The sequence below is a fragment of the Polynucleobacter paneuropaeus genome, from assembly GCF_003261235.1.
GTDB lineage: Bacteria > Pseudomonadota > Gammaproteobacteria > Burkholderiales > Burkholderiaceae > Polynucleobacter > Polynucleobacter paneuropaeus.
Window position 1 is genome coordinate 762170 of record NZ_CP030085.1, and the last position, 20759, is coordinate 782928.

23 protein-coding genes and 2 tRNA genes are annotated in these 20759 nt (G+C 45.7%); 16 read left to right on the forward strand and 9 right to left on the reverse strand.

Annotated features, from left to right (window positions below):
• Positions 1 to 4: 4 nt before the first annotated feature.
• From phoU to phoR, 3 genes are all read left to right on the forward strand, one after another.
• Positions 5 to 712, forward strand: coding sequence for a phosphate signaling complex protein PhoU (gene phoU, locus Pas1_RS04075; protein WP_112294571.1), 708 nt, complete (start codon positions 5 to 7; stop codon positions 710 to 712).
• A gap of 24 nt (positions 713 to 736) precedes the next feature.
• Entirely contained in the window at positions 737 to 1450 is a 714-nt protein-coding gene (phoB, locus tag Pas1_RS04080) for a phosphate regulon transcriptional regulator PhoB (RefSeq protein WP_112294572.1), read from the forward strand.
• A gap of 66 nt (positions 1451 to 1516) precedes the next feature.
• The gene (phoR, locus tag Pas1_RS04085) at positions 1517 to 2848 is read left to right on the forward strand and encodes a phosphate regulon sensor histidine kinase PhoR (protein ID WP_112294573.1); all 1332 of its coding nucleotides are present in this window, start codon (positions 1517 to 1519) and stop codon (positions 2846 to 2848) included.
• A gap of 8 nt (positions 2849 to 2856) precedes the next feature.
• Here the strand turns inward: phoR and Pas1_RS04090 are convergent, their stop codons facing one another.
• The 3 genes from Pas1_RS04090 to Pas1_RS04100 form a co-directional block, all read right to left on the reverse strand.
• Positions 2857 to 3057, reverse strand: coding sequence for a hypothetical protein (locus Pas1_RS04090; RefSeq protein WP_112204274.1), 201 nt, complete (start codon positions 3055 to 3057; stop codon positions 2857 to 2859).
• A gap of 89 nt (positions 3058 to 3146) precedes the next feature.
• Positions 3147 to 3650, reverse strand: coding sequence for an MgtC/SapB family protein (locus Pas1_RS04095; RefSeq protein WP_112204272.1), 504 nt, complete (start codon positions 3648 to 3650; stop codon positions 3147 to 3149).
• 264 nt (positions 3651 to 3914) lie between these two features.
• On the reverse strand, positions 3915 to 4874 hold the full coding sequence (locus Pas1_RS04100) for a hypothetical protein (protein WP_192874765.1): 960 nt from the start codon (positions 4872 to 4874) through the stop codon (positions 3915 to 3917).
• Between the two features lie 207 nt (positions 4875 to 5081).
• On the opposite strand from Pas1_RS04100, the gene Pas1_RS04105 reads away from it, so the two are divergent.
• The 6 genes from Pas1_RS04105 to Pas1_RS04130 all read left to right on the forward strand — a co-directional run bounded on the left by Pas1_RS04105 (position 5082) and on the right by Pas1_RS04130 (position 9863).
• Positions 5082 to 5672 carry an SRPBCC family protein gene (locus tag Pas1_RS04105; protein WP_112209306.1) on the forward strand — a complete coding sequence of 197 codons (591 nt, stop codon included), beginning with the start codon at positions 5082 to 5084 and terminating at the stop codon, positions 5670 to 5672.
• Positions 5673 to 5725: 53 nt separating this feature from the next.
• The gene (locus tag Pas1_RS04110) at positions 5726 to 5908 is read left to right on the forward strand and encodes a hypothetical protein (protein ID WP_112204268.1); all 183 of its coding nucleotides are present in this window, start codon (positions 5726 to 5728) and stop codon (positions 5906 to 5908) included.
• A gap of 12 nt (positions 5909 to 5920) precedes the next feature.
• Positions 5921 to 6412, forward strand: a complete 492-nt coding sequence (locus Pas1_RS04115) for an arsenate reductase ArsC (RefSeq protein WP_112204266.1) — start codon at positions 5921 to 5923, stop codon at positions 6410 to 6412.
• Between the two features lie 60 nt (positions 6413 to 6472).
• Positions 6473 to 7948 carry a DUF2252 domain-containing protein gene (locus Pas1_RS04120; RefSeq protein WP_112294574.1) on the forward strand — a complete coding sequence of 492 codons (1476 nt, stop codon included), beginning with the start codon at positions 6473 to 6475 and terminating at the stop codon, positions 7946 to 7948.
• A gap of 45 nt (positions 7949 to 7993) precedes the next feature.
• Positions 7994 to 8203, forward strand: coding sequence for a GDCCVxC domain-containing (seleno)protein (locus tag Pas1_RS04125; protein ID WP_225971647.1), 210 nt, complete (start codon positions 7994 to 7996; stop codon positions 8201 to 8203).
• Positions 8204 to 8381: 178 nt separating this feature from the next.
• Complete coding sequence (locus Pas1_RS04130; RefSeq protein WP_112205837.1) at positions 8382 to 9863, forward strand: Ppx/GppA phosphatase family protein; 1482 nt, start codon at positions 8382 to 8384, stop codon at positions 9861 to 9863.
• A gap of 29 nt (positions 9864 to 9892) precedes the next feature.
• Here the strand turns inward: Pas1_RS04130 and Pas1_RS04135 are convergent, their stop codons facing one another.
• The 4 genes from Pas1_RS04135 to Pas1_RS04150 are packed head-to-tail and all read right to left on the reverse strand — an operon-like array spanning position 9893 to position 13167.
• Positions 9893 to 10825 (reverse strand): GNAT family N-acetyltransferase, encoded by a 933-nt coding sequence (locus tag Pas1_RS04135; RefSeq protein ID WP_318784737.1) that lies wholly within the window; start codon positions 10823 to 10825, stop codon positions 9893 to 9895.
• Between the two features lie 47 nt (positions 10826 to 10872).
• The gene (locus Pas1_RS04140) at positions 10873 to 11274 is read right to left on the reverse strand and encodes a diacylglycerol kinase (protein ID WP_112294576.1); all 402 of its coding nucleotides are present in this window, start codon (positions 11272 to 11274) and stop codon (positions 10873 to 10875) included.
• 43 nt (positions 11275 to 11317) lie between these two features.
• Complete coding sequence (locus Pas1_RS04145) at positions 11318 to 12346, reverse strand: glycosyltransferase family 4 protein (protein WP_112204260.1); 1029 nt, start codon at positions 12344 to 12346, stop codon at positions 11318 to 11320.
• Positions 12343 to 13167: a UDP-2,3-diacylglucosamine diphosphatase gene (locus tag Pas1_RS04150; protein WP_404824785.1), complete on the reverse strand. Its 825-nt coding sequence runs from the start codon at positions 13165 to 13167 to the stop codon at positions 12343 to 12345. The genes Pas1_RS04145 and Pas1_RS04150 overlap by 4 nt, the downstream gene beginning before the upstream one ends.
• A gap of 84 nt (positions 13168 to 13251) precedes the next feature.
• Here Pas1_RS04150 and Pas1_RS04155 point away from each other — a divergent pair, with 84 nt between their 5' ends.
• From Pas1_RS04155 to Pas1_RS04170, 4 genes are all read left to right on the forward strand, one after another.
• Positions 13252 to 14010 carry a lysophospholipid acyltransferase family protein gene (locus tag Pas1_RS04155; RefSeq protein WP_225971648.1) on the forward strand — a complete coding sequence of 253 codons (759 nt, stop codon included), beginning with the start codon at positions 13252 to 13254 and terminating at the stop codon, positions 14008 to 14010.
• A gap of 72 nt (positions 14011 to 14082) precedes the next feature.
• Entirely contained in the window at positions 14083 to 14988 is a 906-nt protein-coding gene (ppk2, locus tag Pas1_RS04160; RefSeq protein WP_112294578.1) for a polyphosphate kinase 2, read from the forward strand.
• A gap of 52 nt (positions 14989 to 15040) precedes the next feature.
• A tRNA-Pro gene (locus Pas1_RS04165) sits at positions 15041 to 15117 on the forward strand.
• A gap of 35 nt (positions 15118 to 15152) precedes the next feature.
• Positions 15153 to 15229 (forward strand) — tRNA-Arg (locus Pas1_RS04170).
• Positions 15230 to 15493: 264 nt separating this feature from the next.
• Here Pas1_RS04170 and Pas1_RS04175 read toward each other — a convergent pair.
• Positions 15494 to 15886, reverse strand: a complete 393-nt coding sequence (locus tag Pas1_RS04175) for a hypothetical protein (RefSeq protein WP_112294579.1) — start codon at positions 15884 to 15886, stop codon at positions 15494 to 15496.
• A gap of 112 nt (positions 15887 to 15998) precedes the next feature.
• Positions 15999 to 16346, reverse strand: coding sequence for a helix-turn-helix domain-containing protein (locus tag Pas1_RS04180; RefSeq protein WP_112294580.1), 348 nt, complete (start codon positions 16344 to 16346; stop codon positions 15999 to 16001).
• A gap of 668 nt (positions 16347 to 17014) precedes the next feature.
• Here Pas1_RS04180 and Pas1_RS04185 point away from each other — a divergent pair.
• From Pas1_RS04185 to Pas1_RS09755, 3 genes are all read left to right on the forward strand, one after another.
• Complete coding sequence (locus Pas1_RS04185) at positions 17015 to 17185, forward strand: HU family DNA-binding protein (RefSeq protein WP_112294581.1); 171 nt, start codon at positions 17015 to 17017, stop codon at positions 17183 to 17185.
• On the forward strand, positions 17186 to 18790 hold the full coding sequence (locus Pas1_RS04190) for a ShlB/FhaC/HecB family hemolysin secretion/activation protein (protein ID WP_112294582.1): 1605 nt from the start codon (positions 17186 to 17188) through the stop codon (positions 18788 to 18790). It begins immediately after the preceding gene.
• A gap of 24 nt (positions 18791 to 18814) precedes the next feature.
• On the forward strand, positions 18815 to 20759 hold a 1945-nt coding region (locus tag Pas1_RS09755; protein ID WP_225971649.1), incomplete at its 3' end, for a two-partner secretion domain-containing protein.

Consider the following 20759-nt stretch of genomic DNA (forward strand, 5'->3'; position numbering starts at 1 on the left):
GAGCATGCCAGATAAACACCTTTCGTCACAGTTTGACGCCGATTTAAATTCCTTGTCCAGTCGCCTCCTTGAGATGGGTGGCTTAGTAGAGTCTCAAATTGCTACTGCAATGCGCGCTTTTACCCAAATGGATATCGAGACTTGTAATGTCGTAATCGAGAATGAAAAGCTCGTCAATGATTTAGAGATCCAGATTGATTCTGCTTGTACTGAATTGATTGCCCGTCGCCAGCCGATTGCCCGTGACTTACGTTTGGTTATGGCAGTATCCAAAGCCATCACCAATCTCGAGCGTGCCGGTGATGAAGCTGAGCGTGTTGCTAAGCGCACTAAGCGCTTAATTGAGGCTGGTGCAGCCCATAACATCAATGTTTCAGAAATTCGTTTATCTGGTCAGATGGCGATCTCACTATTGCGCCGTAGCCTGGATGCCTTTGCTCGCCTCGATACGATTGCTGCTGCTGAGGTTGTTGATGAAGACCGCCTCATTGATGAAGAGTTCAGAGGCTTTGTACGCAAACTGATTACCTACATGATGGAAGATCCCCATACGATTACAACTGGGCTGGATATGCTAACGATTGCTAAGGCGATTGAGCGCATTGGCGATCATGCTAAGAACATTGCCGAGTTTGTGATTTATATCGTCAAGGGTGATGACGTGCGCCATATCCCGCATGCGGATTTGGTAAGAGCGGCTACTAAAGAGTAAGTAAACTTCAATACGGAGCCTTTGATGACTCACCGCATACTGATTGTTGAGGATGAGCCTTCTATCGCAGAGTTGATTGCGGTGAATTTGTCCCATGCTGGTTATGAAGTAGAAAAAGCGATGCAAACGGATCTTGCCATGAATGCGATGCGCGAGAGTCTGCCTAGCCTGATTGTTTTGGATTGGATGTTGCCTGGCAAATCGGGTGTGCAGTTTGCAAAAGAGTTGCGCGCCAATGAGCGGACTCGCTCACTACCGATTTTGATGCTCACCGCCAAGAGCGAAGAGGCTGATAAGGTGATGGGCCTAGATGCAGGCGCTGATGACTATGTGACTAAGCCTTTTTCTCCTAAGGAGTTAGTTGCTCGCGTAAAGGCTTTATTGCGTCGTCAGTCTCCCGTTCAAGATACTGGACCATTGAGTGTGGGCCCCTTAAAGCTGAATCCGATTTCCCATCGGGTTTTAGCAGTCAGACCCAATGCCGAATCTAAGCCTATTCCCCTTGGCCCAACTGAATACCGATTACTACAGTTCTTCATGGCTAATCCAGAGCGCGTGCATTCTCGTGCGAATCTCTTGGATAAAGTTTGGGGTAGTGAGGTGTATATCGAGGAACGAACTGTAGACGTTCATATCAAGCGTCTAAGGGCTGCTTTGGCCCCCCTGGACTGTGACCGCTTCATTGAAACGGTGCGGGGCAGTGGCTACCGCATAACCAAGACCCCAACTGAAACCTAAATTCCATTTGTGAGCCCAATTTAGCCCTTTTTAGGGCTTTTTTGTGGGATGCAATAAGATTGCAGCATGTTCTCTGCTTTCTCTCGATTTAGCCTCTTACTGGCCCTAGCCGTCATAGCCGCCTATGTGGCCTTAATTCATTGGGGGCCTTATTTCGGTATCGCTGCAGCAATAGTTGTCCTCTCGATTCCGCTGATCTACTCCTATATCAATCTGAGTCGCTTAGGTAAATACCTTGCTGCCGATAACCTGGAAAATATGCCGCTTCCTAGTGGATTTTGGGAGGAGGTCTTCTTTAGGCTGCAACGGCTTGTGCAAAATCTGAAGTCTCGAGCCCAAGCAATTGATCAGCAACACAACCGATTTATTGAGGCTTTTCAGGCATCCCCTAACGGCATCGTGATGCTCGATGATGAAGATCAAATCGAATGGTGTAATTCTTTAGCAGAGTCATTCTTCGGTCTGAATTTTCGCCGCGATGCTCGTCAGCGCATTAACTTTCTGTTGAGAAGGCCTGAGTTTATTCAGTATCTGGGTAAGCGACAGTTTGAGGAGTCCATCATTATTGAAAGAATGGGCCCCGATAGTAATTTAAGTTTATTGATCCAGGCTTTCCCTTATGGAGAGAAGCGGCATCTACTGCTGATACAAGATGTAACTGATTTACAAAAAGCAGATGCCATGCGGCGTGATTTCGTAGCCAACGTATCGCATGAGATGAGAACACCGATTACCGTATTGATGGGCTTTCTAGAAACGGTCCAATCGATTGAACTTGATAAGCCGCAACAAGATCACTACTTTGACTTGATGATGCTGCAAGCACAGCGCATGAAGAGCTTAGTTGAGGACCTCTTAACTCTAGCTAATCTCGAAGCCAATGCGATTCCAGCTTCGACTCAAGTAGTGCAACTCAATACCTTGATGGCATTGATTAAGAATGATGCTGAAGCACTCTCGCAGGGTAGTCATGGCTTTAGCTTTGAGCAAAAGACGACTCAAAATCTCTTTGGTGATGAGCGCGAATTACTTTCTGCATTTAGTAATCTGGTATCCAATGCTATTCGCTACACACCGAATGGCGGCTCAATTACTGCATGTTGGGGATTAAATGAACAGGGACAAGGTGAGTTTTCGGTAACCGACACAGGCCCCGGAATAGCTTCAGAACATTTACCACGATTAACTGAGCGTTTCTATCGAGTCGATCGTAGTCGTTCACGTGATACTGGCGGTACGGGATTGGGCTTAGCGATTGTCAAGCACATTGCTAATCGACATCAAGCACAGCTTTTAATTGAAAGTACACCAGGCAAGGGCAGTACGTTTACTTTACGCTTCCCTAAGGACCGGGTTGCTAATACTGAGACAGATTTATTCTCAGCAATTGAAGCCTAATCTCAGACTTAGTCCTTCTTTTTCTTTTTCTTTTTCTTGGATTCTTTTGCAAGCTTCTCAGGCTTGCCATTGGCGTAAAGACACCAGACTTTGATTTCTTCGAGCAATTCAACCAAATCCTCATAGGAGAGTTGCTTGAAATCTACCAGGCTGATAGCCCCAGATTCTTGCAGCTGTCTGACTGCGTCTTCGTACTTATATTGGCTCATAAATTGGATAAGCAAAAGCTGTCTTGATTAAGGATGTGCAGATCCTATCAAACTAATATGACAAAAACCCAATTTTTGACCTAGAAAGCCTAAAAATCGGGGTTTTTAGGTAAATCATCGTCTTTATCTACCGTAATTTCGGAGCTTCGTTTGATGCCCGTTAAACGACTGGTTAAGCGTTCGAAAGGGCCTCCTAAGAGGAGGGCGATCAAAATTGCACCAAGGGCTAACAAGCCTATGGCAAATTGGCCCGCCCCAAAGGTGGCGCCAATCAATGCGCAAGACCAAATGCTGGCTGCGGTGGTGAGACCATGAATCTTGCCAGAGCTACCGCCTTGGATGATGACCCCGGCTCCCAAAAACCCTAGGCCGGTAATTAAGCCCTGTAGAACGCGACTAACGCCTTGGCTATCAAAATTGGGGAGTGCTGTTATCAGAATGATGGCAGTTGCAGCACCAATAGAAACCAGGGCGTGCGTGCGCATGCCGGCGGATTTATGATGCATCCAGCGATTGAGCCCTAGCACGCTCCCTACGATTAAGGCTAAGCCTAAGCGAAGAACATAGTCCCAAGAAAAATCCCAATGTGCCATTTTCTTCCCCGTCTAAAGTGTCGATTGAATATCGGTCAAATTGAGTTTAGCTTAAGTTAATTGCTAACTTTACCGATTAAGACAGTCGAGTCATCAAAGTGCCATGCTCATGTCATGGTAAGTGATCAGACTTAATACCAGTTAAACCCAGCAGGAGATTGTGATGAAAAAAATGATCTTGAAGTACTGGCAAGCTTGGTATGAGGCCCGCGTCAATTACGCTAACCGTTTTTTGCATCATCGCTTAGGTAGTTAAGCTTCAAATTAAGGGTTCAAGTTTTCTTGAACCAAAAGGGGTCTGAAGCTAAAGGGGCTTGACTTGCTGTCGTCGACTGTAACTTCTACAGCCTGCACTTCGTCTGCCCCCATGACTTCGAGGCGATACACATTTTCTAGTACTCGTCTCTTGCTATCAAGAAGCGGTTGATCAATTTTAAGGCGATGGCTATCTCCATGAATCAACAAAATGGGCAGGGTAGTTTTTTCTGCATAAGATCGGAACTGATTGAGCGTATCCACAAAGCCACTGTTCATGCTGTTGACTTCGCCAGGTGGGGAGTAAAACATGTCCGCCTGGAATGCAAACACAATGCCAGCAGAATTTTTCTTTTGCGCTAACTGAAAAGCATATTCAATCCAGGCTAAATTAGCAGCGTTACGTTCAAGATACTCTTGGGTCGATGCGGGAGTTCTTTCATAATTATTGTTAGAGCCAGGAATATGAAGGCTCACGAATACAAATTTTCCCTTCAACCAAAGTGAGTTCTCTACAAACTTAGCGAACTGGGGCATGACATCGGCTTGGCGGGTCAGGCTGATACGACGTTTACCAAAACTATTTTGATCGACAAACTGTGTTTTACGAATCCGTTCGAGTCGCTCGATGGGGTCATAGCCACCTGCTAAGGTACGATGGCAATCGGTCCACTCGTTATCGCCGATGCTGTAAATCAGCGGCGCATCAAAGGAGTTGAAATAGCGCGTGGTTTTTTCCATATACTCATCGCTACACGGTGTGTCACCCGACTTGGTATCGCCCACAAAAATACTGAATGCAGGTTTATCTGCATTAATAGCCTTGATTAGTCGCTCATAGCGAACCAAGTCCTTGGGGAGGGAATAGGGCATATCACCCAGGGCAATAAAGCGAGTGGATTCTGCATGGGCTCCAAAAGCCAAAACAAGCAGGGATAGAAGGATGATTTTGGAGTGGCTAGTGCGCATACGGAAATCCTATTGAAGATATAGCGTTACCATAATGCAATCTCAGGGCTTTTGCAGTAATTGTCTTGCTTGTCATGCAACTGTCACGCTAGCCATTTACATTGAATCAGTCGGGCAGTCGGCTGCTCGGCACATGCTTGTTCCTATGCAATTTTGCCCAGAGAGATCTGGGCATTTTTTTAATCTGTTGAATCGTAAAGTGGCCGAATGAAACCTTTGCCGTCTGGATTGTTTATTGCAGCGACTCTGATTACCTTCGGGTGGTCTCAATTTGCTACAGCACAAACTACTCCTCCCGATTTTGATTTGAAGGTGTCAGTACAAAAGGCGGGCGATGCCTTTCAAGTCAACGCAAGCTTTCTGATACCCGCAACCGAATGCCAAACCTACACAATGCTGACAGATTACGAAAGCGCAGCCAAGATTCCTGGCATCAAAAAGTCGGTTGTGATTAGCCGAGAGGCCAATAAAGTGCGGGTCGAACGGGATGTGAAAGAGCGAATCCTGTTTTTCCCAATTAATCTGCATTCGATTGTGGAGTACGAAGAGACCCCCACGAATTTGCTGACCTTTCACCAAATTTCAGGAGATGTAGAGTACTACCGAGGCACTTGGAAGATCCAACCTGAAGAGGGCAGTGCAAGATTGCAGTACCAAAGCGAGTTCGCGATTGATACCTTGATTCCATCCTTCGTAGCGCAATATTTTATTAAAAACAATATCCGCAGTCGCTTTGAAGCCATGGCGACTAACTTTTCCCGCAAGAAAGAAACGCTCGGGCAGCTAGCCTGTAATTAATCTGAAATATGCTCTTTGTACGATCCGATGAATCAATTAAAAAAGGGGGCGTCATGGATCAGTCAGGTGAGTCAATCCTCAATCAGGAGCTAGAAAAACATGATGCTCTATTGGGTGTTGCTGGTCTGGACGTCAAAGAACAAATGCTGCAGGCTCGATCCCAATCCCTTAAAGAGAAGCTCGTTTCTTTTTTGGTAGATAGTCGTTATGCTTTGAAGCTTGACGAAATCATTTAATCATCACAGTCTATGAAAAACTATAACGTCCTGTTTTTATGTACTGGCAACTCATCCCGTTCTATTTTGGGTGAGGCCCTTACTACTACACTTAGTCACGGTCAGTTTATTGGGTACTCCGCGGGTTCAAAACCCATGGGAACCGTTAATCCAATTGCGCTTCTGCTAGTCAAAGAGATGGGTTATCCCCTCAATCTATTACGTAGCAAAAGCTGGGATGAGTACGGCAGAGAAGGTGCCCCCCATATGGATTTCATCATCACGGTGTGTGATGAAGCTGCTGGAGAAGAATGCCCATATTGGCCCGGTCATCCTTCCACGGCGCATTGGGGTTTTCCTGACCCCTCAAAAGTTGCGGGTCATGAAGCCCAGCTGCAAGCCTTTAGAAAGGTGGAAATGGGTCTGCGTAACCGAATCGAGCATTTAATTAATTTGCCGGTCGACAAGCTTGATCATCTCGAGATCAAAGATCACCTGCATCGTATTCATCAGCAGTTTCAATAAGACCATTCCAGGGCTGTCAATAAGCGGTATGATGGGAAAAACCCATCTACCGGAGTCCGCATGTCAGTGGTGAAAAAGGCTAGTGAGCAAGTCCCCCAAACCAAGATAGCTATTCTCAATTCGATTGAGTCGTTCAAAAATCCGCGGCCATCGATTAAAAAACGCATTTCTGATGGCAAAGCTTTACGAAAAAAAGTGAGCTTTGAACAGCAGGGGATTTACACCCCACCACAGCATCGACTCGATCCCATCATCATTCTTGAGCGACAAGCAGAAAGCCGTATTAAAGAATTGATTCCGATTCGGTATGAGCGCATGCTGCAGTCACCATTCGCGTTTTATCGTGGCTGTGCAGCCATCATGGCACAGGATTTAGCAAACCAACCCACAACGGATGTGATCGTGCAACTCTGTGGCGATATGCATGTCTCCAACTTCGGTTTGTTTGCAACTACCGAGCACCGACTCGTGTTTGGCATCAATGATTTTGACGAAACGCTTCCTGGAAGCTGGGAGTATGACATCAAGCGTCTCGTGGCTAGCGCGGTAATCGCTTGTGAAACTCTGGGTGGTGATGAAAAAACCAGCAAGCTACTCGTGCAAAGAATTACTTCTGAGTATCAAAAACGGATGGCTGAATATGCCCAAATGCCTTATATCCAAATTGCCCAGCAATTTATCGGCGAGAAAGATATTCGTAAGCATTTCAGTAAATCGCATCAAAAAATGTTGGATGCCTTTTTAAAACAAGTCAAAGGGCAAACCAAAATTGAAGTGCTACAAAAGTTAACCACTTTGGTTGGCAAGGATCGTAAGATCATTAATCAGCCACCCTTGATTCAGCACTTTTCTCCTCTCTTTAAAGGCCGCCCAGTTATTGATTTAGTGAATAACGCCTTAATGAACTATTCCAGTACCTTATTAGCCGATAAAAAAGTCTTATTTGAGCGTTATTCATTAAAAGACTTTGCACGCAAGGTGGTAGGGGTCGGTAGTGTCGGCACCAATTGCATGGTGATTTATTTCGAAGGGGATGGACCAAACGACCCTTTATTTTTGCAATACAAAGAGGCGCAGCATTCAGTGCTTACACCTTACCTTGGTCAATCGACCTATAAAAATATGGGTCGACGGGTCGTATCAGGCCAGCGACTATTGCAAGGTGCGCCAGATATCTTTTTGAACTACGGCGACCTTGAATATGAAATTGGCAGTAGACAAGGTTTCTATTTACGACAGTTGCGAGATATGAAGGGCGGTATTGTATTTGGCCCAGATGGCGTGTCATTGCAAAACTTTCCAGACTATGCTCGCCTCTTTGGCTGGGCTTTGGCATTGGGGCATGCACGCTCTGGTGATTCAGCAGTGATCTCTGGCTACTGTGGACAATCCAAGAAGCTGGATGAAGCTTTGTACCGTTTTGCTAAAGCTTATGCAAAACAGAACCAAGCAGACTATGAGCTATTTTGTAAGGCGGTTAAATCAGGGCGTTTAGAGGCGGCTAAACCAGAAGCTAAGGCCGGTAAATCCAAATAAAGTAGCTGTCTTATTCCTGCAATATTTGCTCGTCAGAATTGCAGCGTGAATACCTTAATTGCCCCCACTGTTTCTGTCATTACTTGCCCTAGCTGTTTAGCCCAAGAGGCTTTAGAGATCCCTGAGGGTTCCATGCATCTTTATCGCTGCAAAGCCTGCAGCACCATCCTCAAGCCCAAATCAGGGGATTGCTGCATCTTCTGTAGCTTTGGCAACACCGACTGCAGTAGTTCCGAGAAAAACCTCGCCGCCTAGTCCTGATGCAGTAGACTTTGCGGTAATTTCATGAATATGTCATTGTTTTTACATAAAATAGACATATTCAGTTAGGTTATTTCTATAAGGAACACCTTTGGCAGCTAACCCAGTCGAGTTAACCCCCGGCGCAAACGATCTGGTTGCGGCGGTTGACTTAGGTTCGAATAGCTTTCGGATGCTGGTAGCTCAGGTTGTAAACACCCCCTCCGGTACCCAACTCAGACCCATCGATACTCTGCGTGAGACTGTGCGCTTGGCAGCGGGTCTTACTGACAATAAATTATTAGGTAACGATGCCTATCAACGCGGCCTTTCTGCAATACGTCGCTTTGGGGAACGTATTCGAGGTTTTGATCCCAGCAAGGTAAGAGCTGTCGCCACGAACACTTTGCGCGTAGCTAAAAACGCCCAAAACTTTGTCAATGATGCGCAAGATGCCTTGGGATTTCCAATTGAGGTTATTGCCGGTGTCGAAGAAGCGCGTCTAATTTATATCGGCGCAGCACATGAGGTCTCTGCAGTGCAGGGTAACCGTTTGGTCGTTGATATTGGTGGTGGCTCAACCGAGCTCATCATTGGCAAAGGATATGAACCTAAGCTGATGGAAAGTTTATACATTGGCTGCGTATCGCATAGCATGCGCTTCTTCCCTAGAGGCAATATTGACGCGCACGCTTTTAAAGAAGCCGAGCTTGCAGCCCGCCGTGAAATCCAAGTCATTGCCGGAAACTATCTCAAGAGTGGCTGGAAGCAAGTGATTGGATCATCAGGCACTGCCCGTGCTTTGGCCGACATCATTGCCGAGAATAATTTCAATGGACAGGGTGATGGTCTGACCATGGGCCGTGTTAATACTGGCAGCGGCTTAATTACGCGTGAAGGTTTGCGCGCTATGAAAAAACATTTGCTCAAATACGAGCATGTGAATGATATTCAGCTGGGTGGTCTCAAAGATGAGCGCCGTGGAGTATGGCCCGGTGGCCTAGCTATTATGTTGGCCGTCTTTGATGAGTTGGGTATTGAGTCGATGGAAGTAACCGATGCTGCTCTCAGGGTGGGCGTTCTCTACGACTTATTGGGCCGCTCTCAACACCACGATATGCGCTATGTCACGGTAGAGCAGTTTATGCAACGCTATACAGTCGATCGAGATCAGGCAACTCGGGTCGGTAATTTGGCCGCAGAATTTTTAGACCAGCTGCCTAAACCCGATTCAGAGAGTCGTGCAGAAAATATTGCGCTCTTACAATGGGCCGCCAATTTACATGAGATTGGTTTGTCGATCTCACATAACGGTTATCACAAACATTCAGCCTATATTGCAGGTAATGCTGATATGCCCGGCTTTTCCAAGAATGATCAGGCGCGCTTAGCTGCTTTACTTATCGGTCATGCTGGTAAGTTAGGCAAGCTGGCTACCAATGCAGGTTTTCATGATTGGCGCATGCTGTTTTGTTTGCGCCTAGCTCAGGTGCTTTGCCGGGGTAGAAGTGATGCAAATCTTCCTAAGGTCAAAGTCTCTGAAGATGACGGCTCTTATTTGGTGAGCTTGTCTAGGGAGTGGGCAGATGCACACCCTTTGACTGAATTTAGCTTACAAAAAGAAGCGGCCGAATGGGAACGTATCGGCCGCACTTATCAAGTAGGTCTGAAGTAAGACCTACTTAGCACCAAAACAACTAAACGCTAAACGTTGAGGAAGTGCTTCGCGTAACGTGGATTGATTTCAGACAGACGCAACATCGTTAAGAGGTCGGCGGTATTGAAATCTGGATCCCAGGCAGGGGCACTGCAAATCTTCGCACCCAACTTCAAATAGCCTTTGATCAGTGGAGGAGGCTCAACATCTAGCCCGCCATTGAGTTTGTCTAATGGCAAAGGCAGGCGAGGGAAAGCATGGTTCTCGGTTGGAGCCATTTGCTCTTCTGAGAGCGAGTTGTACAAGCTTGCTGCAAAGTGACCACCATCAGCCATCGGGATGCTGGCGCAACCGAGCATGATTTCATAGCGATGCTTTTGCATGTACTGGGCCAGACCACTCCAGAGCGCCATGATGACAGCACCAGAGCGATAGTCGGCGTGAACGCAAGAGCGACCTAATTCGACCATCTTTGGACGCAAGTGGTTCAAGCGGGTCAGATCAAACTCAGAATCGGAATAAAGACGACCAATTTCTTGGGCTTTGTGGGGAGGTAAAACACGATAGGTACCAACAACTTTTAGGGTCTCTTGATCGCGGATCAATAAATGGTCGCAATAGGCATCGAATTCATCGACATCAAGGCCCTCATGATTTTGGGCTAGGTTTGCACCCATTTCTTCAGCAAATACCTTGTATCGCAATCTTTGGGCTTCTTTGATCTCATTTGGGGTACTTGCCCAAGTGATCTGGAAAGCAGGGCGCTTAGGCTTGCTAGCAGGCTTAGCAACAACGTGATCTTGAGTCACCGGGGTCAAGGCGCGGGGCTTGAGCGCAAATTTCTTACCAAAGAGTTTCTTGGCAATCTTCTTAGAAAATAGTTTCTTTAAAGGACGTAACTTACTGAGTTTCTTAGGCATATCTTCAAATCGGGAGTTGAAGATGTCAAAGGCCGCAAGTGGGTTTGGAATGTCGGACATGAGGTAGACCTTGATCGATTGGTAGATGAAATCGTATTACGGTTTTATTACAGTTTTGCTACAAGAGGACCACAAACCGCTATCCAGATCAAAACAGCGACTAAAAGGGCTAGCATGACTGCTGCAGACCCAAAATCCTTCGCTCTTTTGGATAAGTCGTGGTGTTCAAAGGAAATCCGATCAATCGCCGCTTCTACACTGGAATTGAGCAATTCGACGACCAAGACCATAATGATGGAGCAGATCAAGGCTACTTTTTCGAGAACGCTGATATTCAGAAACAGGGCGATTGGAGTGCAAATAATCAACAGCGTTAACTCTTGTCTAAAGGCACTTTCTTCTTTAAAGGCATACACCACTCCGCACCAAGAATTCTTGGCTGCATGCCAAGCCCGAGTCAGGCCTTTATTGCCCTTGTGGGGGTTTTGATCGATGTGATAGTTACTCAAAGCAAACCCTTAAAAAGTGTGAAAGCGCTGGTGATAACAGAGCTTAAGCAAGCGCAGTCACATGCACTTCAGTTGAGGGCACGGGTTTGAGGTGGCGTGCGAATTGCTCAGAAGCAGCTCGCCAGGAGAATTTCTCAGCATGGGCACGCGCTACTTCACGGGGAATGGTTAAAGCTTGCATGCAAGCCTCACGTAAGTCTTCGTTCATCGCACCAGCAGGAGAGTCGCCCAAGACATCAATGGGCCCAGTGACAGGATAGGCTGCAACTGGAGTACCGCAAGCCATAGCTTCAAGCAAGACTAAGCCAAAGGTATCGGTCTTGCTTGGGAAAACAAACACATCAGCAGCTGCATAGACTTCAGCCAACTCGTATTGATTGAGAACGCCGAGGTAGTTCACTTCAGGATACTTTTGCTTGATACCTTCCATGGCGGGGCCATCACCTACAACCCATTTAGAACCGGGTAGATCGATTTCTAAGAAGGCATTGATATTTTTTTCAACAGCAACGCGACCAACATATAAAAAGATAGGATGGGCGCTATTGAGTTTTTTGGAGTCTTGCATCTTGAAGATGTCGAGATCAACACCTCTAGACCAGAGCACTACATTGGTAAAGCCATACTTCTCTAGATCTTGCTTGACCACAACCGTTGGCGCCATCACAGCCATAGAAGGCTTGTGGAACCAGCGCAAGAATGCATAGGTCAGGGCAAGGGGAATGCCAGTGCGGGCTTTTACATATTCTGGAAAACGGGTGTGATACGCGGTAGAGAGGGGTAACTTGTTTTTAACTGCGTAAGCGCGAGCCGATAAACCTAAAGGCCCTTCAGTGGCGATATGCATCGCATCGGGAGCGAATTCTTTAATCTTTCTAGCAACAGTCTTGCCTGGAAACAAAGACAAAGAGATATCTGGGTAAGTGGGGCAAGGAATAGTCTTGAAATCATTGGGGGTGATCATTTCGACTTCATGACCCATGCCAATCAGCTCAGCGCGAGTTTGTTTAAGGGTTCTAACAACGCCATTAACCTGCGGATCCCATGCATCGGTGATGATCATGATTTTCATAGTGTTGCCTCTTTTGCAAAGTTAGGAATCAGTTGCCCCAAAGCGGGTTCATTAGCAGTTTCAGCAGCACTTTCTAAAGGCTCACCTTTAATAAACGGCCAGTGCACAATCTTGAGTTCGCCTTCGTGTGTCTCAACGAGGGCGGTCAGACTTTCGACCCAATCACCATCGTTGCAATAGAGCAGCCCGTCGATTTCCCGTATCTCTGCTTTATGAATATGGCCACACACCACGCCATCGCAACCGCGTAAACGAGCTTCACGTGCCATGATGTGTTCAAAGTCGGCAATGTAGCTGACAGCATTCTTAACTTGGTGCTTTAAGTATTGGGAGAGAGACCAGTACTGCAGACCCATCTTGACCCGAATCATATTGAAATAGCGATTCACATACAGAATGAAGGAGTAAAGGGTATCGCCAACATAAGCCAGCCATTTAGCGTATTGCATCACGCCATCAAATAAGTCACCATGGGTTACCCAAAGCTTTCTACCATCGAGGGTAGTGTGGATGACCTCTTCAACAACCTTGACATCGCCAAAGGACAAACCGAAGAACTGACGTGCGCTTTCGTCATGATTGCCGGGTACGTAAATCACTTCAGTACCTTTACGGGCTTTACGCAATAGCTTCTGAACCACGTCGTTGTGGGCTTGAGGCCAGTAGAATGATTTTTTGAGGCGCCAGCCGTCGATAATGTCGCCAACGAGGTAAAACTGGTCTGCTTCGTTGTGTTTTAAGAAATCGAGGAGGTAGTTAGCTTGACACCCTGATGTTCCGAGGTGCACGTCTGAAATCCAGATAGCGCGGTAATGCATCATGAGGTTGTATTAAGCCCGTCCTTGATGTAAGGATCGTGACAGTTTGATGTCACTTTTGTGACTTGCTTTATATTGATGTTTCTAATGCAAAACACAGTGCAAACCCCGTACTTGATCCGCTTTGGATTATGGCTCCTCATCATTCTTCATACGATTCGGGGGGTGCTCACCCTTTCGGTCTTATTCCCATTGCTCGATCGGCAGCAAAGAGATCACCACATTCAGCGCTGGTGCAAAAGACTCCTAAAGATCTTTGGTTTGCATTTGACGGTGCAGGGCGCGGAGCTCCTCCCAAGCGCACCGTATTTATTGGTGTCCAATCACATCTCCTGGATTGATATTCATGTGATCAATTCTTTTAAGCCAGTTCGCTTTGTCGCCAAGTCTGAGGTAGCCTCTTGGCCGATCTTTGGTTGGATGGCCAAGCAACTGGGCACAGTCTTCATCAGACGCGATAGTGCAAGACATGCCCGTCAAGTGGTAGACCAAATGGCTGAGGTTCTAAAAACTGAATCGGTCTGCATCTTCCCAGAAGGAACCTCATCCTCCGGCGAGACAGTTTTGCCCTTCAAACCAAATCTGTTTGAGCCTGCTGCCATCTCTCACACTCCAGTGTGGTCCCTGGCGATTTCTTATCACTCTCGAAAGACCGGTGAACGCAGTCTGGCCACTGCCTTTATTGGAGATATGGGTTTAGTGCAATCCATGGCCATGATTCTGAAAAGCCCCGATCTGGGCGTGAAACTCCACTTCTTGCCACCCTTAAGGCCTGAACCAGGACAAGACTTAGACCGCAAGCTGCTCTGTCAGCATAGCTACCAGGTCATCTCTGCCGCTATATAAACAATACAAATGCGGTATGTAACAATATTGACACGTTCCTCAGATAAAAAACACGGAGGATAAAGGGCAAACATGAGTGCAAAACATCAAGAAATGGCGGAGTGGTATCAGCGTGCTCAAGAAGAGATTCTCGACAGCATGGACGAAGAACTCGAGATGGAGTTGGACGATGATCGTCTGTCCGTCGATTCTGGAACCACTTCCTCGGTTTCAAGACAAACCTATTTTAAAGAACTGTTTCTTCTACAGGGCGAGCTAGTCAAGTTACAAGACTTTGTTGTAGCCAATAAACTCAAAGTTGCCATCTTATTTGAAGGTCGTGATTCAGCAGGTAAGGGTGGAGCAATTAAGCGTATTACCCAACGACTCAATCCACGCGTGTGCCGTGTTGTTGCATTGCCTGCACCTAATGAGCGCGAGAAAACCCAATGGTATTTTCAACGCTACATCTCGCAACTTCCAGCCGGTGGAGAAATCGTGCTCTTCGATCGCAGTTGGTATAACCGCGCTGGTGTTGAACATGTCATGGGATTTTGTACCGATGCTGAGTATGAAGATTTCCTAAGAACTGTTCCGGATCTTGAGCGCATGATCATCAACTCTGGAACCATTTTGATTAAGTACTGGTTCTCGATTTCGGATGAAGAGCAATACAACCGCTTCATGATGCGCATTCATGATCCGCTGAAGCAGTGGAAACTCAGCCCAATGGACTTAGAGTCACGTCGTTTATGGGAAGCTTATACCAAGGCTAAGGAAACCATGTTGGAGAGAACCCATATTCCTGAAGCACCATGGTGGGTTGTTGCTGCGAATGATAAGAAAAAGGCCCGACTCAATTGCATTAGCCACTTGTTGTCGCAGATTCCTTATGAAGAAATTCCGCATCCAGAGATTCATTTGCCTGAGCGGGTTCACAACCCAGATTACCTGCGCGGCCCAGTACCTCCTGAGATGTACGTCCCTGAGGTTTACTAAATCCCAGGAAATTGCCTGCATTATCGATATCCGTGTAAAATAGCGGTTCCGTCGGAGTGTAGCGCAGCCTGGTAGCGCACCTGCTTTGGGAGCAGGGGGTCCAAGGTTCGAATCCTTGTACTCCGACCACTTTTCTCTATTTAGCCATAAACTACACCAGCAATCTGCCCATAGCTCAGCTGGATAGAGCAACGCCCTTCTAAGGCGTAGGTCGCACGTTCGAATCGTGCTGGGCAGGCCACTAATTTAATACTACTTCATATAAGCCTAGGTTGGTAGATTAGCTCGATTGTCCCAATCATGGATAAGCTTGTATAGCGTAATAGGGGCCTTGAGCCAGCGTGCGGGGATCCTTTGTGACTATCAGCAACTTGGGCATCAGTAAATTTGTCGGGTAAACCGACAAAATTGGGCAATCTAGATAAATTTTAACAGTAGCAATCGGGTGTCGATTTAACCCAACTTTGACATAGATACTTTGTATGATTAGCCAATAAAAAAACAGCTAGCCATTACTAGTAGTTTCAAGCTCCCCCCACATTACAATATCCATATCAACTAGTTGCCAACCTTTATGTTGAAAGCCTATATCAAAATCGTCGGTAGTTTTGCTGTTATTAAAGATGGTGGTTAAAACTTCCTTTTCGTCATCTGGAGTAGTCCCTGAGAAGTAGATCAGTTTTTGACCGTCATCCGATAATCTGACTTCAGAATAGTCTTGTGCATCTAAGCTAATTCCGATGTTGGGGTCATAGTCATCCAGAAAATTCGGCTCCTTTTCAATTATGAATGAGCCTGATTTCCAAAGAAATCCACAATTGATTTCTTTGTCTGCTTTGCGATAGGTCATACGCTCCGTAACGTGGAATTCACTCTTGGGCGTTATCTTGAAAGTCATATTGATCCTTTTATCAATAAAACAACAAAACACGATTAAGATTTAAATAACTTACCGCTATAACTATGATGTTGGCTTGAAGCTAAATGTTTCAATTAGCTTAACTGCGCGATTAATTTCGCTTTCTTAAGAATACTGGTATGAACACTTGGGCATCATCTTGGCACTGAGTCAGAGTTTTCTTTGGTGATATTTTAAGATGAGGAGTATCGATAATGAATTTATCATTTAAGGGTAGATCAACCCCTAAGACCTGGGCATATCTTGTCAGATTTTGAAATTCTTCATCGGGATTTTGATGAAATTTAGATAAATCACCGACTTCAAGTCGAACAATAGTATCAACATTCAGGCCGCACAAGCCCGAGATCGTATAAATATTGGCGTGCTTTGCCTCCCTAGCCTTTTGCAAGAATTTACCAACTGTTTTAGCTGTTGAAAAGGCTTTGGTGGCTGTCATATTAATCAATCTAAAATGCGAAACACCAAATATGCATGTACGTGTAATGTATTTTTTAAGTTAAGTTCAGGCTTATAAGAATTTTTACGGCTATCTAAAGTAAAACTTTAGCTTTTAAGAAAAAATATTTACGGATAAATTTCAAGATATGAAATTGTCATATTTGAGCTTGATACATAGGCGTCAAACATGATAAAGAGTTGAACTGACCTTATTTCGAGTACCACACTAAAAGAGGATTTTTAATAATCTTCACCTGAAAGGTGTGCAAAAGGGTGATAAAAAGCGAGCGCCTTAAACCCGAGTAAACCCTTACCTTATTGCGTCAAATCGATGTTTAACCACCAATGGCAAAGCCCTAGCGCAGGCTTGTACAGAGGTGGATACGACATTGCTTAGCCCTGGTCGATTCCGCTCTGAGCCACCAAGAATCTCAATAGTCCACTTGTGGGCTATTTTTTTAAGAATTGCTACTCTTACTATTTAGTAATAAAAATAATTTCTTATGATTGTTACCGTACATATCTAGTAGTTAAAAATAACTAGACTAGATAGAACAGACCTTCGAGCTGATTTGGCTTTCTGCCAAACCTACCGCCCTAGATTTGAATGCAGAGTAATTGTATTACTTACTTACTTTGGATTTTCTTAAAACGATAGGATAGGAAATGAATAAACCAGAATTATTAGAAAAAATTGCAACAAATGCTGATATTTCAAAAGCATCTGCAGAGCGAGTACTAAAAGTCGTCATGGAGACAGTCATCAAAACGGTTTCCAAAGGGGATAATGTGCAATTAGTTGGTTTTGGTACCTTCAAATCTGGTAAGCCCACGTGAATGCTGGGTAAATATTTCCCCATTATAGTTTGGGTAATATTTTGTATTGCTTCTGCCCAAGCTCAACAAGGTGTTGATGGAAATCAAGCCTTTAAAGTCAGATCATTTAGATTGACAGGGTTTAATTCACCCCAAATTGAGCCCATCGAGTCCGCATTCCAATCAAGCTTAGCTGGACGAACCTTAACTAAAAGCGACTTGGTTAATATTGAACGCGAAGTAACTTCAAAACTACGCTCACAAGGCTATTTAATTGGTCAGGCGGTTTTAACTCCTGATGATCGCAGTAAGCTCATCAAATCTGGAGAGTTGCAGTTAACTATTTTTCCTGGCAGAGTCAGCGCCATTGAAATTCAAAATACATCTAACGTTAACTCTGAATGGGTCTATGAAGTCGCAAAAGACACATTATGTCCTCAGGGTTTCGGGAATAACTGTGTCCTTACCAAGGAAAATTTTGAGCGTATGACCCAGTTGCTTGGTGATACTGCCGGGCTACAACTGGGGACGGTTGATTTCAATCCTGATGGTGCGCCTCTAGGTCAAACGAACATTACAATACTTGCCCTGCCAAAAGACTCGCAATTTAAAGGTTCAATTGGGGTGGATAACCAAGGCTTTAATTCGAGTGGTAAATACCGGCTTGGCGTGACCGGAATAGCCAATAACTTGTTTGGGGTAGGGGACTCGGTTGCTATTAACCTATTTGATACTAACAAAGGCTCGGTCTCTGGTAGTGTGGATGTCTCAGGACCCTTGGCGAGCAATGGATTGCGCTGGCAATCCTCGGTTTCGCGCTCACAGTACTATGTTCCGGGTGTGAGCTCTACTGGTTTTGGTAACTCACTGAGTGCGGGTCTTGCTTATCCTCTCGTGCGCTCCTTAGATGTGAACTGGATTGCCGCTTTAAATGCCGTGGGGGTAGTGACTAACTCCCAAGTTATTGGTATCACGACTACCGATAAAACCCTCAAGTCAGTCCAAGCGGTGCTTGACGGTAACTCGGGTGATCGCTCCATTAACTTAGGGCAAAACGCCTGGTATATGCACAGCGCCTTATCGTCTGGCTCTGTCAGTGATCATGTTGCTCAGACCAATGAGCCGCTGGGGCCTTATACCAAACTGGCTCTCTCGGGCATTGCTAAAACTGTTCTTAATGATGAGCGTAATATCTACAGCATCCTGAATGTGCGTGGGCAAGTAGCCAATACGAACTTAGATCCGTATGAGAAGCTTCTTGTTGGGGGCTACTCCGGAGTGCGCGCCTATAGCCTCGAAGAGGGCTCTTTTAATAATGGCGCGATTGCTACCTTAGAGTTGCGTCAAGCCTTTAACACCGAGTGGGGTAGATTAACACCGGGCATCTTTGTCGATTACGCCAATGGTTGGATTAATCATGCCACCTATTCTGGCTGGAATAATAATACCGGCTATACCAATCACCAAGTCTTAGCAGACTACGGCATTGGTATTGACTGGAGTGATGTGCAAGGTTTTGTTGTCAGCCTATCGTGGGCTAATCGTTTTGGTAGCAGTCCCCCCGCAATAGCTGGCACAGGTAGTGCCAACTCCCAATTTTGGTTTGTAGTGCAATCCCGCTTTTAAGTACTAGCTCAGTCAACCAATCTTATGAACAGTAAGCGTTACCGCCTCATCTTCAGTAAAGTCCGATCCATGTTGGTGGCCGTCGCAGAATATGCGACTGGTCACGATACCGGCTCGACTCCAAGGCGTAAACGCACCCTCGTATTAGCGGGAGCGCCTTCTCAAGAGACCGGTATTGCGATGTTCGCAATCAATGTTCTTAAACTCTCAGCTGCATTAGTTCTAGGTGGTGCTTATCAGGTGGGTACGGCCCAAAGCCTGCCAACTGGTGGTAATGTAATCAATGGACAAGCTGCCATTACCAATCCAAGCAGCAGTAAAATGCTCGTGACTCAGAGTACCGATAAAGCCGTTATTAATTGGCAGTCTTTTAACGTTGGTGCTGGCAATAGTGTGCAGTTTGCCCAACCCTCTGCTACCTCCCAAGTTCTTAATAGAGTCATTGGTCTTAGCGGGTCAACCCAAATCCTAGGTATCTTAACTGCTAACGGTCAAGTCTTTATCGTCAACCCTCAAGGAGTTGTCTTTGGTAATGGTGCGATGGTCAATGTGGGGGCTTTACTGGCTTCGACTAAAGATATATCGCCATCGGCATTTATGGCTGGCGGACCCTTATCACTTACTGGCGGATCTAATGGTTCTGGATTGATTAGTAACTCTGGTTGTATTACGGCTAATTCTGGGTACATCGTTTTGGCCGGCGATCAGATTCGCAATAGCGGAACATTAAATGCGCCAGGTGGGCAAATTGCGTTGGCAGCAGGCGATCAAGCAACCTTGAGTCTGAGTAATGGTCAGTTGGTGCAGCTCACCTTAGGGGCAAGTGCTAACAATGCATCGATTTCTAATGATGGAATTATTCAGGCGAATAATGGCACGATTTTGTTAAGTACTAATGCCACGAATACGCTTTTAAATTCCGTCATCAATTTATCGGGTGTTGTCAGTGCGCAGGGTGGATTTGTTGATATTGAGGGTGGCCCAGCAGGGCATGTCAACGTATTGAACGCAACCATCGATGCCTCTAATAAAAAAGATGGGTTTGGCGGAAACATTACCCTTTCTGGGCAGGAAATAAGCGCCTATGGTGCCACGCTATTGGCCAGCGGGGGTGGCAGCGGTGGAACGGTTATTTTGACTGGAAATTCTTCAGTCATTAGTAGTCAGCTAACGCTATTCGATTCTGCAATCAATGTTTCTGCAACTAATCCCGGGTCAGCAGCTGGCACCGTAGTGCTTTCTGGCGATCAAGTGGGTTTATTTGGTAATACTTCCATTGATGCCAGTGGCCTTGCTGCTGGTGGAAAGGTCATTATTGGTGGTGATAAATTGGGGAAAGTCAGTGATTTGATTGTCGTTCCACCGGCAAAACGGACCTATATTGATGGCGGCGTAGTAATCAATATTAGTAGCCCTCAAGGTAACGGAGGATTTGTAGAAACCTCTGGCCAACAGCTTTCGATGTTAGGTAATGTTACTGGCACAAGCGCCGGAAAAAATGGCCAGTGGTTAATTGATCCGACAGACATAACAATTAATACTTCAAGCTCCACAGCGATAAACACTAGCAACATTTGGGCGGGTCTTAATAATACCTCCGATGTTGTTAATAATCAGTCGATATCAAATGCGTTAACAAGTGGTGTAAATGTTACTGTCACTACTGTCAGTAGCGGATCAGCAGGTGGAAACTTAACTTTAGCCGCTGATATCATTAATAGTGGGGCGAACAATTCTACATTGACATTGTTTGCTAATCGCTCCCTAGTCATGAGCAATGTGAATATTTGCGCCACTAGTTCAGGGGCCTTGGGGTTGGGTGCTAGCGCTTCTAATGGCACGCTTTCTATGGCTCATGTCAATATTAGCTTAAACGGTGGTATTGCGAATATTTCAGGTAACAATCAAAGTGGCGTCGGTGTTCAGATCACTGGAGATGTTAATTTAGATAATGCCGGCGCTAAACCAA